Annotated in this window: 12 protein-coding genes; 9 read left to right on the top strand and 3 right to left on the bottom strand. The window is 44.6% G+C overall.

From position 1 onward, the window contains the following. Positions 1-7: 7 nt before the first annotated feature. Positions 8-1,354, bottom strand: coding sequence for a subtilosin maturase AlbA (gene albA, locus AXI57_RS01765; RefSeq protein WP_061669075.1), 1,347 nt, complete (start codon positions 1,352-1,354; stop codon positions 8-10). A 131-nt stretch (positions 1,355-1,485) separates the two neighbouring features. Further along, complete coding sequence (sboA, locus tag AXI57_RS01770) at positions 1,486-1,617, bottom strand: subtilosin A (protein ID WP_003222002.1); 132 nt, start codon at positions 1,615-1,617, stop codon at positions 1,486-1,488. 312 nt (positions 1,618-1,929) lie between these two features. On the opposite strand from sboA, the gene AXI57_RS01775 reads away from it, so the two are divergent. The 4 genes from AXI57_RS01775 (at position 1,930) to AXI57_RS01790 (ending at position 6,172) form a co-directional block, all read left to right on the top strand. After that, a complete protein-coding gene (locus AXI57_RS01775) occupies positions 1,930-2,358 on the top strand; it encodes a YwiB family protein (RefSeq protein ID WP_003326502.1) in 429 nt (142 codons plus the stop codon). Further along, positions 2,355-4,025, top strand: a complete 1,671-nt coding sequence (gene argS / locus AXI57_RS01780) for an arginine--tRNA ligase (protein WP_061669076.1) — start codon at positions 2,355-2,357, stop codon at positions 4,023-4,025. Before AXI57_RS01775 ends, argS begins: the two co-directional genes overlap by 4 nt. Before the next feature lie 132 nt (positions 4,026-4,157). Next, on the top strand, positions 4,158-5,345 hold the full coding sequence (locus AXI57_RS01785) for a nitrate/nitrite transporter (RefSeq protein ID WP_061669077.1): 1,188 nt from the start codon (positions 4,158-4,160) through the stop codon (positions 5,343-5,345). 110 nt (positions 5,346-5,455) lie between these two features. Further along, positions 5,456-6,172, top strand: a complete 717-nt coding sequence (locus AXI57_RS01790) for a Crp/Fnr family transcriptional regulator (RefSeq protein WP_003326506.1) — start codon at positions 5,456-5,458, stop codon at positions 6,170-6,172. A gap of 39 nt (positions 6,173-6,211) precedes the next feature. On the opposite strand, the gene AXI57_RS01795 is transcribed toward AXI57_RS01790, so the two are convergent. Beyond that, positions 6,212-6,931: a YwiC-like family protein gene (locus AXI57_RS01795; RefSeq protein ID WP_061669078.1), complete on the bottom strand. Its 720-nt coding sequence runs from the start codon at positions 6,929-6,931 to the stop codon at positions 6,212-6,214. 142 nt (positions 6,932-7,073) lie between these two features. On the opposite strand from AXI57_RS01795, the gene AXI57_RS01800 reads away from it, so the two are divergent. From AXI57_RS01800 to narI, 5 genes are all read left to right on the top strand, one after another. Then, on the top strand, positions 7,074-7,550 hold the full coding sequence (locus AXI57_RS01800; protein WP_003326508.1) for a cyclic nucleotide-binding domain-containing protein: 477 nt from the start codon (positions 7,074-7,076) through the stop codon (positions 7,548-7,550). A 139-nt stretch (positions 7,551-7,689) separates the two neighbouring features. Continuing rightward, positions 7,690-11,376: a nitrate reductase subunit alpha gene (locus AXI57_RS01805; RefSeq protein ID WP_061669079.1), complete on the top strand. Its 3,687-nt coding sequence runs from the start codon at positions 7,690-7,692 to the stop codon at positions 11,374-11,376. After that, on the top strand, positions 11,366-12,829 hold the full coding sequence (gene narH / locus AXI57_RS01810) for a nitrate reductase subunit beta (protein ID WP_061669080.1): 1,464 nt from the start codon (positions 11,366-11,368) through the stop codon (positions 12,827-12,829). The genes AXI57_RS01805 and narH overlap by 11 nt, the downstream gene beginning before the upstream one ends. Positions 12,830-12,854: 25 nt before the next feature. After that, complete coding sequence (gene narJ, locus AXI57_RS01815; RefSeq protein WP_061669081.1) at positions 12,855-13,409, top strand: nitrate reductase molybdenum cofactor assembly chaperone; 555 nt, start codon at positions 12,855-12,857, stop codon at positions 13,407-13,409. After that, a complete protein-coding gene (gene narI, locus AXI57_RS01820; RefSeq protein WP_061669082.1) occupies positions 13,406-14,098 on the top strand; it encodes a respiratory nitrate reductase subunit gamma in 693 nt (230 codons plus the stop codon). Before narJ ends, narI begins: the two co-directional genes overlap by 4 nt. The last annotated feature ends 59 nt before the right edge of the window (positions 14,099-14,157 follow it).

Below are 14,157 nucleotides of genomic sequence, written 5' to 3' on the forward strand. Positions count from 1 at the left end.
TTCCCTCCTAAATAAGCTGGACCACATCTTCTAATTGTTCATTTTTCGCCCAGGAACAGATATTTTTACGGTGATATTTGTTAGAGTTTAAGCCTTTTAAGTAACAGCCTCCGCAATAGCCGCTGAATGGGCATTTGTCTTTCTTGCAATGCTCGCTGAACCGCGGCGCCTGCGCTTTCCATAGTTTATGGACGAGAGCGGAATCAAAGATGCTTTCATATGAATCATGAAAGATATTTCCCAATGAAAATTCCTTCGGGAAGAGCGCGCACGGGCGTACTTCTCCGAACGGGCTGATCACAATTGATTTCCAGCCTGCGCCGCAATTCGCCGCACGTTTTCTCTCATAAGGGATAATCGGAATCAGATCCTTAAATTCATCAATGACAATTTGCTCGTACTCCATAAATTTGCGGTGCTGCTCGGAATCTTTCGTCGGGTGGATCATATCCTTGCCTCTTCCGAAATCATCAACCCAATTGTAAGAGAAGGCTTTCGCACCAAGATCGCGCACCTTTTGGGCCATGTCATGAATTTCCCACATATTTTTCTCGAAAACCGACATGGCGACTCTGACAAAAATACCGTGATCACTCAATAATTTTATCGTTTTACAGGTTTGGGCAAAAGAGCCTTTTCTCCCTCTAAAGGAATCGTGGACTTCAGAATGGACACTGTCCAGTGAAATACCGACGATGATCTTTTGCTTGTATGCTCTTAAAATCTCCAGGCTTTCTTTTCGCATCAGCGTCCCGTTTGTTAAGACGGCAACCTTTTTAAATTTCTTTAATACATACTCAAGAAGTTCATTGGCGTTCGGGTGGACAAAAATTTCTCCGCCCGTTATTTCACATGTTAAAACGCCTTTTTCGTACAGCATATCCGCTGTTTTCTTGAATTGTTCAAGAGATACCGTTCCCAGCGCTTCAGGCGAGCTTTCTAAATAACAGTGGGCGCATTTTAAATTACAGCGGTGAGTCAGCTCAAAGGTCGCATGCAGCGGCATCGGGAAGTCGCTGCTTCCGCTTGTGGCAATGCGCCGATATTCGGGCTGGTCTGTAAGCCGAATGACCTGCTTGTTCAGCAGCATGTCGAGCATTTCATAATACCAATCCTTATGGTCTTCGGGGGATTCATTGTACGCCGCGCATTGGTATTCTAATATTTGTTCTGCCGTTTTTTGCCCGTCCATCAGCATACAAAGCTCGTAAGCCGTTTTATTGAGATCCAAGTATTCAAAATCAGAGATCGAGACATTATCACGCATATAATCAATTTCTAATACTCCGCCCTCAGGAAGCTGGTGAACTCTTACACTTTCACTGATAAATGGAAACATCCGCTCTATAAGCAAAAATACCATCTCCTATACATATGATACAAATAATGAGAAAACATGTATGTATAACTAAGGAGTAGATAGAAAGTAAAAATACTTTTCAAAAAGAGGCACAGTAATTTACTGTGCCTCTTTTAGGAAATGCTTTATCCCCATAAACCGAATAGCCCTGTTGCCCCTGCGATTTCAAAGTCTGGAATAGGTCCGTCCACTAAACAAGCAGCTCCGATTGAACATGTTGCACAACCTTTGTTTTCTACAATGACAGCTTTTTTCATAATAGAAATCCTCCCTTGTTTAATTTTTCTAGCATATCTCTGATGTAATTTAATCTTAAAACTATCAAAATACCTTTTCAATATGTATATTTTGAAGAAAATGTGAAAAATATTAGATACATTTCAGAAAAATGTAACATTCAAAACGGCATTAATTTCTATTTAAATGCTCTTCTTCTCATTAATCGCTTTTTATGAGGTTTATCTTCAAAACTGATGAGTAATGATGGTAAGATAGAAGCAGTTGAACTTTAAATAGCGAATGATTATACTATTCAAGTCAAAGTGGAATGATGAAAAGGACGTGTCAGCATGAAACAAGAGACACCGATAACGCTCCATGTAAAATCTGTGATTGCGGATGACGGGAAAGAAGAGGTCATTGAGTTCCGCACCTCCGGATCTTATCATGTGAAACAAAATAAAGTGTATCTTTCTTATTATGAAGAACACGATTTGGGCAAAGTGAAAACGATTGTGAAAGTAAGCGAGAGCGAAGTGTTTGTCATGAGGTCAGGCGCAGTGAAAATGAATCAGCGGTTTGTGCCGGGAGCCTCTACCATTGCCAAATATAAAATGTCATTTGGCGAGCTTGAGCTGACTACAAGCACAAAATCGATTCAGTCTGACATCGGCAAAGAAAGAGGCCGTATCAGCATAGCTTATGATATGCATGTGGGAGACGAACAGCAGCATTTACATAATATGACCATCACGTATGAGGGAGGACTTGACGCATGAACATTGCGGAACAAATGAAGGACGTGCTGAAAGAGGAAATTAAAGCAGCAGTTCTGAAAGCGGGATTGGCTGAAGAAAACCAGATTCCAAATGTCATTTTAGAGACACCGAAAGATAAAACACATGGTGATTATTCAACGAACATGGCGATGCAGCTGGCAAGAATCGCAAAAAAAGCCCCGCGCCAAATCGCTGAGGATATTGTAGCTTCTTTTGATAAAGGAAAGGCTTCAATTGAAAAGCTTGATATCGCAGGCCCTGGATTTATCAATTTCTATATGGATAATCAATATTTAACGAAGCTGATCCCATCTGTATTGGAAGCGGGGGAAGCATACGGGGAAACAAATATCGGAAACGGCGAGCGCATCCAAGTGGAATTCGTATCTGCGAATCCGACGGGCGATCTTCATTTAGGCCATGCGCGCGGAGCAGCCGTCGGCGATTCTCTGTGCAATGTGCTGGCTAAAGCCGGATATGATGTGAGCCGCGAATATTATATCAATGACGCGGGAAATCAGATCAACAACTTGGCTCTTTCTGTCGAAGTCCGTTACTTTGAAGCGCTCGGCCTTGAAAAAGAAATGCCTGAAGACGGATACCGCGGCGAGGATATTATCGCAATCGGGAAGCGTCTCGCTGAAGAATACGGAGACCGCTTTGTTAAAGAAGAAGAGAGCGAAAGACAGAAGTTCTTCCGGGAATACGGTTTGAAGTATGAGTTGGAAAAGCTTCGTGTAGACTTAGAAAACTTCCGCGTGCCGTTTAATGTCTGGTATTCTGAAACGTCACTGTACGAAAACGGAAAAATCGACAAGGCGCTCGAAGCGCTGCGCAAACAAGGCCACGTGTATGAAGAAGACGGCGCAACATGGTTCCGCTCAACAACATTCGGTGATGACAAAGACCGTGTTTTGATTAAAAAAGACGGCACTTACACTTATTTGCTGCCTGATATCGCTTACCATAAGGACAAGCTAGACCGCGGATTCGATAAGCTGATCAACGTCTGGGGCGCAGATCACCACGGCTATATTCCGCGGATGAAAGCGGCCATTGAGGCGCTTGGCTATCAAAAAGGAACGTTAGAAGTAGAAATCATTCAGCTCGTGCATCTATATAAAAACGGCGAGAAAATGAAAATGAGCAAGCGTACAGGAAAGGCGGTAACGATGCGCGACTTGATTGAAGAAGTCGGCTTAGACGCCGTCCGTTATTTCTTCGCGATGCGCAGTGCCGATACACATATGGATTTTGACTTGGATCTTGCGGTGTCCACTTCAAATGACAATCCGGTGTATTACGCGCAATACGCTCACGCGAGAATCTGCAGCATGCTTCGCCAAGGAGAAGAGCAGGGATTAACGCCTGCGGCTGATCTTGACTTTAGCGCCGTCAATTCTGAAAAAGAATACGATTTGCTGAAAACGATCGGCGGCTTCCCTGAAGCAGTGGCGGAAGCGGCGGAAAAACGCATTCCGCACCGCGTGACGAACTATATTTATGACTTGGCATCTTCTCTGCACAGCTTCTATAATGCGGAAAAGGTAATCGATCCTGAAAATGAAGAGAAAAGCCGCGCACGCTTAGCTTTAATGAAAGCAACCCAAATCACGCTGAATAATGCGCTTCAGTTGATTGGCGTTTCGGCTCCTGAAAAAATGTAATGAAGATGAAAGGACAAAGCCCCGGGCTTTGTCCTTTTTTGTTTAAAAAACGTGTGATGTACTTCACAATCCTATTCACCGAGTTTTTGTATGATAAGACTGATTATTGAATCATTGAAAGGGGCAAGCCGAATGATTAACCGTCAAAACATTCAATTATCGTTACAGTCATGCAGCTTGGTGGCAGGATTTATGGTTTGGGTTTTGATTTCTTCATTAATTTCTCAAATGTCATCTGATATTAATTTGAGCGCCGGCGACATTTCGCTGGTTACGGCCATACCTGTCATTCTGGGGTCACTTCTCCGCATTCCTTTGGGATATTACACGAACAGGTTTGGCGCGCGGATGACTTTTATGATCAGCTTTCTATTGCTTTTGTTTCCTGTGTTTTGGATCAGTATCGCAGATTCTGTGTTTGATTTGGCCGTGGGCGGTTTTTTCTTGGGGATTGGAGGAGCGGTTTTCTCCATTGGGGTGACATCTCTTCCGAAGTATTATCCTAAGGAAAAACACGGTTTTATAAACGGCATTTACGGCGCTGGAAATATCGGAACCGCCATCACAACGTTTGCAGCTCCTGTTGTTGCTCAATCTGTGGGGTGGAAGAGTACGGTGCAAATGTATATGGTCCTGCTGGCTTTATTTGCTTTGCTGCACTTTTTCCTGGGCGATCGAAACGAGAAGAAAGTCAAAGTTTCCGTAAAGGTTCAAATAAAAGCCGTTTACCGAAATCATCTGTTGTGGTTCTTAAGCCTTTTTTATTTTATAACATTTGGCGCGTTCGTTGCCTTTACCATTTATCTTCCTAACTTTCTTGTTCAGCACTTTGGTCTTAGTCCTGTGGATGCCGGGTTTAGAACGGCAGGTTTTATTGCTGTGTCCACGCTTCTCAGACCTGTTGGCGGATTTTTGGCAGATAAAGTGAGTCCGCTTAGAATGTTAATGTACGTCTTCGCGGGTCTGACATTATCGGGCATTATCTTGTCGTTCTCACCGAGTCTCGGCATTTACGCTTTTGGGGCGTTAACAGTTGCTGTCTGCTCAGGAATTGGAAACGGAACAGTTTTTAAATTGGTGCCTTTTTATTTCTCAAAACAAGCGGGAATTGCAAACGGTATTGTTTCTGCCATGGGGGGATTGGGAGGATTCTTTCCGCCACTGATCCTGGCAAGCGTATTTCAAGCGACAGGACAATATGCAATCGGATTTATGGCGCTCTCGGAAACTGCTTTAGCCAGCTTTGTCATTGTCATCTGGATGTATTGGCAGGAAAGGATGAAAACGCACACTGAGAGAAATGGGCACAGCGTAAACTAATGGGAAGCGGCTTTTAGGGAATTCACGAGATTGTAAGTTTTTTTAAAATGATGCAAATCGATTCACGTTACAATAGAAATACACAACGTGACTATCTTCGAGGTGAGCTCATGAATTTTCTCTCTGTTCGAAAATCTGATAAGGATCTTCTCTCACAAGATCTGCATCAATTGCTGGAATCAATCAGTACAAAAAGAAAAATTGAAAAAAACACGTTTCTGTTTCAAGAAGGAATGGATGCAAAAGAGCTTTATCTGATTCAATCAGGACTCATTGAAATCGGCAAACTGACGTCTGACGGCAAGGATCTGACGCTCAGGATCTGCCAAAAAAATGATATTGTCGGGGAATTAACACTTTTTACAGAAGAACCGAGATATATGCTGAGTGCAAAAGTGTTAGCAGACGGTGAAGTGTTCGTCATCAATAAAAACAAACTGGAAAAGGAATTGGTTCAAAACGGTGCTTTGACATTTGAATTTATGAAATGGATGAGCACCCACCTGCGAAAAATTCAGTCCAAAATCCGTGACCTTCTTCTTCATGGTAAAAAAGGGGCGCTTTATTCCACACTCATTCGTTTGTCAAATAGCTATGGGGTGAAACGAAGCGACGGAATTCTTATAAACATTGCACTGACGAACCATGATTTGGCGAAGTTTTGTGCGGCTGCAAGAGAGAGTGTCAATCGCATGCTGGGTGATCTTCGTAAACAAGGAATCATTTCAATTGAGGAATCCGGAAAGATTGTTTTGCATCAGCGGGACTATTTAAGATGTGAAATTGAGTGCGAAAATTGCCCGCTGGATATTTGCAATATCGATTAATCAAGAAATAAACAAGGACTGCAAACTTCAGTCCTTGTTTTATCTTGTTAAAAAAATACATATGACTGCGAAAAAGAAGCACGCGTTCACGATTTCAAGAATGCCGATCGTCTTAATAGATCGCTCCTTTCCGTGTAAGAACCATGCTCTCAAACTGCTTGGAATAAAAGCGAGAGCCCCCCAGCTTGCTCCGAGAGATATAGAAAGAAAGGGAAGAAGCAGGTGATATCCCCATGAACAGTATGCAAATGTTTTGTTGTTTTTCTCCCGGATCATAGACTTCACATAAAAGGAACTTCCGATAAAAAATAAGCTGGATTGCGCGAAAATAAACCATGCCCAGCCGTCAAGGCTTCCCGCCCCCAGCCAGCAGCTGGCAAGTCCGCCTGTACTAAAGAACAAGACTCCCGCAATATCATTCAGAAGCGCTCTTTCGTTTTTTCTGCGGGCATAATAGACATGAACGAGGAACAGCGGAAACAAAGAAAAGCAGAGCCAGATGAACGCAGGCTTATGGATGACAACCGCAATGATAGAGCAGCAAGCTGCAATGCCGTAATAAAAAATCCATTTTTGATAGTCTTTTGTTTTTTTCTTTTTCACCGCCAAGGTAATGGGGTAAACGGTCAAATAGAGAAATAGCCAGCCCGTAAATAGCGGGATATGCCATAGAACGGGACCTCCCTTCACCATACCGAGGCAAAACGGAATCAACAGCATAGCCCATGCACCGTGCTGCTTCGGAATGAGAACCTTCATTGAAACACTCCTTTCTGTTTCATTATAAAAGCAATCACTCTTCCGATAAGTGACATTTATCATAATTTCTGTGAATTACATCACTGCTGTATTGATTCAATCAAGATACACTAAAGCTATCCTTATCCCAGGAGGCTTTCCTATGAATCAGTGTGACTATTTATTATTTTTGAAACATCTTCCAATGTTTAATCAAGTATCTCTTCCCATTGTCGAAACATTGCTGAATAACGGGAAGTTCATCCGTTGCTCATCTGATCAGTCTCCATCTTTTTTGCATTCACAATCAGTTTATATTGTATTAAAAGGCAGCATTCGTTTTATTGACAGCAGACTGCCTGAAGGTTCGCGCGCCATTGCATTTTGGAAAAAAGGTGATGTGTTTCCCATTGATCAAAATGGCGAGCTGCTTTTATCTCCTTTCATTTCAGTCAAAACATCTGAAGACACACTCGTGTTGGAAATTCCTTTTTACAAATTTAAAAAAATAATGACCTATCATCCGCAGCTGCAGACGAATTTTCTGGTCATGCTTCAGGAAAATCTCTTTTTTTCCTACCAGTTATTTTTGCGTTATCTGCACACATCTCAGGATGAAAACGTCACTCCCGATTCCTAACCAGGAACCGGGTTTTTTTGAATCCTGAATGTGAAAAATTTGTGAAATAAGGGGTGTATGTGACAAAGTTCACAAGGAACGATGCTGCCTCTGTATATAGTGAAATGAGAATCACCTGACTCAAAGGAGTGAAGCATCGATGAAAAAGAAGAAAATGAGTCCGCTGTTCAGGAGACTAAACTATTTCTCTCCTATTGAGCATCATTCTAATAAACATAGTCAAACAACATACGAAGATCGCGATTGGGAGAATGTATATAGAAACAGATGGCAGTACGATAAAGTTGTCCGCTCCACCCACGGAGTCAACTGCACGGGATCTTGCAGCTGGAATATTTATGTGAAAAACGGCATCGTCACGTGGGAAGGGCAAAATTTGAATTATCCTTCAACCGGTCCTGATATGCCTGACTTCGAGCCAAGGGGCTGTCCCCGCGGGGCAAGTTTTTCCTGGTATATCTACAGCCCGCTGCGTGTCAAATATCCATACGTTCGCGGTGTGCTGATTACTATGTGGCGGGAAGCATTGCAAACACACAAAAATCCATTGGAAGCATGGAAATCTATCGTTGAGCATCCGGAAAAAGCGAAGTCCTATAAACAGGCGAGAGGAAAAGGCGGTTTTGTGCGCGCTGAGTGGCCGGAGGTGCTGAAACTGATTTCTGCTTCTCTATTATATACAGTCATGAAATACGGCCCTGACCGCAACGTCGGATTTTCTCCGATTCCCGCCATGTCAATGATCAGCCACGCGTCAGGCTCGCGGTTTATGTCATTAATCGGCGGCCCTATGCTGAGCTTTTATGATTGGTATGCGGATCTTCCCCCAGCGTCTCCTCAAATCTGGGGAGACCAGACAGACGTGCCGGAAAGCAGTGACTGGTACAATTCGGGCTATATCATCACATGGGGATCCAATGTACCGTTAACAAGAACGCCGGATGCACACTTTTTGGCAGAAGCCCGCTATAAAGGGGCAAAAGTCATCTCAATTAGTCCGGATTTTGCGGAATCGTCAAAATTTGCGGATGACTGGCTGAGCATCCGTCAGGGAACAGACGGCGCGCTTGCGATGGCAATGGGGCATGTCATCCTGCAAGAATTTTACGTGAATCAAGAAACAGAGCGTTTCATAGAGTACGCAAAGCAATACACGGATTTCCCGTTCTTTGTCACCTTGTCAAAAGAAGATGGCGCTTATACAGCCGGACGTTTTCTCCATGCGAAGGACATCGGACGGCAAACAGAGCATGATCAGTGGAAGCCTGCTGTGTGGAATGAACGTACAAACGCATTTGCGATACCGCAAGGAACAATGGGATCACGATGGGACGGCCAAAAGAAATGGAATCTGCACATGGCAGATGAAGATACAGGGGAACAAATTGAACCGAGGCTGTCAGTGCTCGGAATAGAAGACGAAATCGGCACAGTTCGAATCCCTTATTTCTCAAATGAGGGAAACAGAGTGCTTGAGCGCGATCTTCCCATTAAGAAACTAAACTTGAATAATGAAGACGTATATGTCACAACCGTTTTTGATTTAATTCTGGCAAACTATGGCGTCAATCGGGGAATCGGGCAGAAATCAGCCGCCTCGTTTGATGATGCTGAGCCGTTTACACCCGCCTGGCAAGAACAGGTAACAGGGATCAAAAGGGAGATGGTCGTTAAAATTGCCAGAGAATTTGCCCAAAATGCGATCGATACAGACGGACGGTCAATGATTATCGTAGGGGCGGGAATTAACCATTGGTTCAACTCTGACACGATTTACCGGGCGGTTTTAAATCTTGTTTTATTAGTCGGCGCCCAAGGTGTAAACGGGGGCGGATGGGCTCACTATGTGGGGCAGGAAAAGCTTCGCCCGGCTGAAGGCTGGCAGACGATTGCCAATGCAAAGGACTGGGAGGGGGCGCCAAAGCTGCAAAACGGCACATCATTCTTCTACTTTGCGACAGACCAGTGGCGCTACGAGGATCAGCCGATCAGTGACTTGGCTTCTCCGATCGCAGCATCCTCCCGCTACAAGCATCACGCCGACTACAATGTGCTGGCGGCAAGATTAGGGTGGCTCCCGTCTTACCCGACGTTTAATAAAAACGGAATTGATCTTTACAAGGAAGCTGAAAAAGCGGGTGCAAAAACACCTGAAGATGTTGGTGCATATGTGGCCGGTCAGCTCCAAGAGAAAAAACTGAAATTTGCCATTGAAGATCCTGACGATGAAGCCAATTTCCCGAGAAATCTTTTTGTATGGAGAGCGAATCTGATCTCAAGTTCGGGAAAAGGGCATGAATATTTTCTTAAGCATCTCTTGGGGACGACAAACGGATTGATGAATGACGACAGCGACAGCATCCGTCCGGAAGAAATCAAATGGCATGATCAAGCACCGGAAGGAAAGCTCGACTTATTAATCAATCTCGATTTTCGAATGGCTGGAACGGCATTGTATTCCGATATCGTGCTTCCGGCTGCGACTTGGTATGAAAAACATGATCTCAGCAGTACGGATATGCATCCGTTTATTCATCCTTTTGCTCCGGCCATCTCAGCGCCTTGGGAATCCAAGTCAGACTGGGATATTTTTAAAGCATTATCAAAAGCCATATCCGACTTGGCTGAAGAAGTAGAGATGGAGCCAGTTAAAGAAGCTGTCGCGACGCCGCTCCTCCATGACACTATGCAGGAAATGGCGCAGCCTTTCGGAAAAATCAATGACTGGAGCAAAGGCGAATGCGAAGCCGTTCCGGGGAAAACGATGCCGAACATTCATGTTGTTGAACGGGACTATAAACAAATCTTTTATAAAATGACCGCACTCGGCCCTAACGCCGCCCTAAAACCAAGCGGAACAAAAGGGATGAGCTGGTCGATAGCCGATGAATATGAATCACTCAAAAAGAGACTGGGAGAAATCACAGCGGACAGCGTCGCCAAGGGATGTCCGAATATAAGTGAGGCGAAGCAGGCGGCAGAAGCCATTTTAACCCTTTCTTCCACTTCGAATGGAAAAGTTGCAGTGAAAGCATGGGAATCACTTGAAGACATAACAAACCTGAAGTTAAAAGACCTGGCTGAAGAGCGGGAAGAAGAATGCTTTACGTTCGAACAAATCACCGCTCAGCCAAAAACGGTCATCACGTCTCCGGCATTTACAGGCTCAGAAAAAGGGGGACGCAGGTACTCGCCGTTTACGACAAATGTGGAAAAATTAATCCCTTGGCGGACGCTGACGGGCAGACAGTCTTACTATGTCGATCATGAGCTGATGATGGAGTTCGGGGAAACGATGGCGACATTTAAACCGATCCTCCAGCATCGTCCGTTTCTGAGTAAACGGCCTGATCAAGAGGGCAAAGAAATCGTCCTCAATTATTTAACGCCGCATAACAAATGGTCCGTCCACAGCATGTACTTTGATTCATTACCTATGCTGACGCTATTCCGCGGAGGGCCGACAGTGTGGATGAATAAAGATGATGCAGAGGACACAGATATCAGAGACAACGATTGGATTGAATGCTTCAACCGAAATGGCGTTGTCGTAGCGAGAGCCGTTCTTTCTCACCGTATTCCTAAAGGGATGGCGTTTATGCACCATGCACAAGACCGCCACATCAACGTACCCGGCACAAAACTGACGAATAACCGCGGCGGCACCCATAACAGCCCGACAAGGATTCATGTTAAACCGACACAAATGATCGGCGGCTATGCTCAGCTTAGCTACGGATTTAATTACTATGGCCCAACTGGGAATCAGCGTGATCTGAATGTGGTCATCCGCAAGCTGAAGGAGGTCGATTGGCTTGAAGATTAAAGCGCAAATCGGAATGGTCATGAATTTAGATAAATGCATCGGCTGCCACACATGCAGCGTGACCTGCAAAAACACGTGGACAAACCGTTCCGGAGCGGAATATATGTACTTCAATAATGTAGAAACAAAACCTGGAATCGGCTATCCGAAGCAGTGGGAGGACCAAGACAAATATAAAGGCGGCTGGACATTAAAAAAAGGAAAGCTTGAGCTGAAGTCAGGACCGAAAACCAACCGTCTTGCCAGCCTTTTCTATAACCCGAATCAGCCGACAATTGATGATTACTATGAACCTTGGAACTATGATTATGAAACATTAACGAACAGCCCGCAGAAAAAACACCAGCCCGTGGCGCGCCCTAAATCGGCATTGACGGGAGACTTCATGAATATCGAGTGGGGGCCAAACTGGGAGGATGATCTCGCGGGCGGACATATTACGGGACTTGAAGATCCGAATGTTCAAAAGATGGAGGAGTCTATCAAAACAGAATTCGATGAAGTTTTTATGATGTATCTTCCGCGCATATGTGAACACTGCATCAACCCGGCGTGTGTCTCGTCCTGTCCGTCAGGCGCCATGTATAAACGCGAGGAAGACGGCATTGTGCTCGTGGATCAAAATGCCTGCCGTTCATGGAGATACTGTGTTTCATCCTGTCCTTATAAAAAAGTCTATTTTAACTGGCAAACGAACAAAGCGGAAAAATGCACACTCTGCTTTCCGCGATTAGAAGCGGGGCTGCCGACCATTTGTTCCGAGACATGTGTGGGCAGAATCCGTTATCTGGGCGTTATGCTTTATGACGCGGATAAGGTGGAGGAAGCGGCATCGACTGAAAGTGAGAAGGATCTCTATCAATCTCAGCTGGAAGTGTTCCTTGACCCGAATGACCCTGCTGTCGCTGAACAAGCGAAGGAACAGGGCATCCCGGCTGAATGGATTGAAGCTGCGCAGCAATCGCCAATTTATAAAATGATCATCGACTGGAAAATAGCGCTGCCGCTTCACCCGGAATACCGTACATTGCCGATGGTTTGGTACATTCCGCCTCTGAGTCCAATCATGAATGTCTTTGAAGGAAAAGGAAGCCATCAAACAGCGGAAGACATTTTTCCGGCCATCGATCAAATGAGAATTCCGATTGAATACTTAGCTCAATTATTAACGGCGGGCGACACGGATCATATTCGAACAACATTAAAGAAAATGTCTGTCATGCGCCAGTACATGAGAGCGGTACAAACGAAAAAGCAGATCGACTCGGCATTGATCTCCAGTGTCGGACTAACAGAACAACAAATCGAAGACATGTATCGGCTGCTTGCGATTGCCAAATATGATGACCGCTTTGTGATTCCAAGCAGCCACCGTGAAGAAGTTGCAGACTTATACGCTGAGCAAGGCAGCTGCGGCTTGTCATTTTCAGGCGGCCCAGGCTCTTGTTTATAACCTATGAAAAATGAGGTGTAACACGATGAACACCACAGACCGGCAAATTATTTTCTCAGCGCTTTCCTATTTTCTCTCTTATCCTGATGAAGAGTGGAGAACCGAACATCCCGAATGGCAAGATCTTATCCGCGAGATCGAAAATCAGCAAATCCGGGAGAAACTGTTTCACTTTTTAAAGACATCGGCCGGCTTTTCTCAAGAAGCGCTGATTGAACATTATGTATACACGTTCGATTTTGGGAAAAAAACGAATATGTACGTCACCTACTTCAATTCAGGTGAACAAAGGGAACGCGGCATTGAATTGCTTCATTTAAAAAACACATATCAGCAATCCGGCTTCCTCCCGACAGAGAAAGAACTTCCCGATTATCTGCCGCTTATGCTGGAATTCGCGGCCATTACGGAGATCGAGGCAGCGAGGAGTGTGTTTGAGAAATATCTGTCTAATTTGCAGGAGCTCACATCCCGTCTAAATGAAAACCAAAGTATATATGCTTCACTGTTAGATGTGCTGCTGACCGCGCTGCAAGACATCGGCGTGTATGAAAGCAGTGAAGGGACTGTCCGAACATGAGCGGGCAGATCCTGTGGGTCATCATGCCCTACATGGTGTTTACGATATTTATAGGCGGGCATATTTATCGTTATCAACATGACCAGTTTGGCTGGACCGCCAAATCAAGCGAGCTGTTAGAAAAGAAAAAGCTAGCGGTAGGCAGCACTCTCTTTCATTGGGGGATGTTATTTGTCATTGGCGGACATATCATGGGAATTTTAATTCCTGAAGGCTTTTACCATGCTATTGGCGTCACAGAACATATTTATCACAAAATGGCGATTGGGGTAGGGTTGCCGGCGGGGATCACTGCATTGACTGGACTCATCATTTTGACATTTAGAAGGCTGTTCGACAAAAGAATCCGGAAAACAAGCTCTGCATCAGATATTCTCACGCTGTTCCTGTTATTGTTTGTGATGTTTTCAGGTGTAGCGGCGACGTTTTTAAACATTGATTCTAAAGGATTTGATTACCGGACAACAGTCGGTCCGTGGTTCAGGCAAATCTTTTTGTTCCGGGCTGACGCTTCCCTGATGGAGAGTGTCCCCCAATGGTTTAAGCTTCATATCATCATGGGATACGTTGTTTTTATCATGTGGCCATTTACGAGATTGGTTCATGTGTTCAGCCTGCCGCTCAAGTATCTGACCCGCAGTTATGTGGTGTATCGCAAACGTTCAAAACGAAATATGCAGCATATGTAAAAGAACCCCCCCTTAGTCAGATAAAGGGGGGTTTTCGGTGTAAGGATACACCGAAGCGG

Source organism: Bacillus atrophaeus, from assembly GCF_001584335.1.
Classification (GTDB): Bacteria; Bacillota; Bacilli; order Bacillales; family Bacillaceae; genus Bacillus; species Bacillus atrophaeus.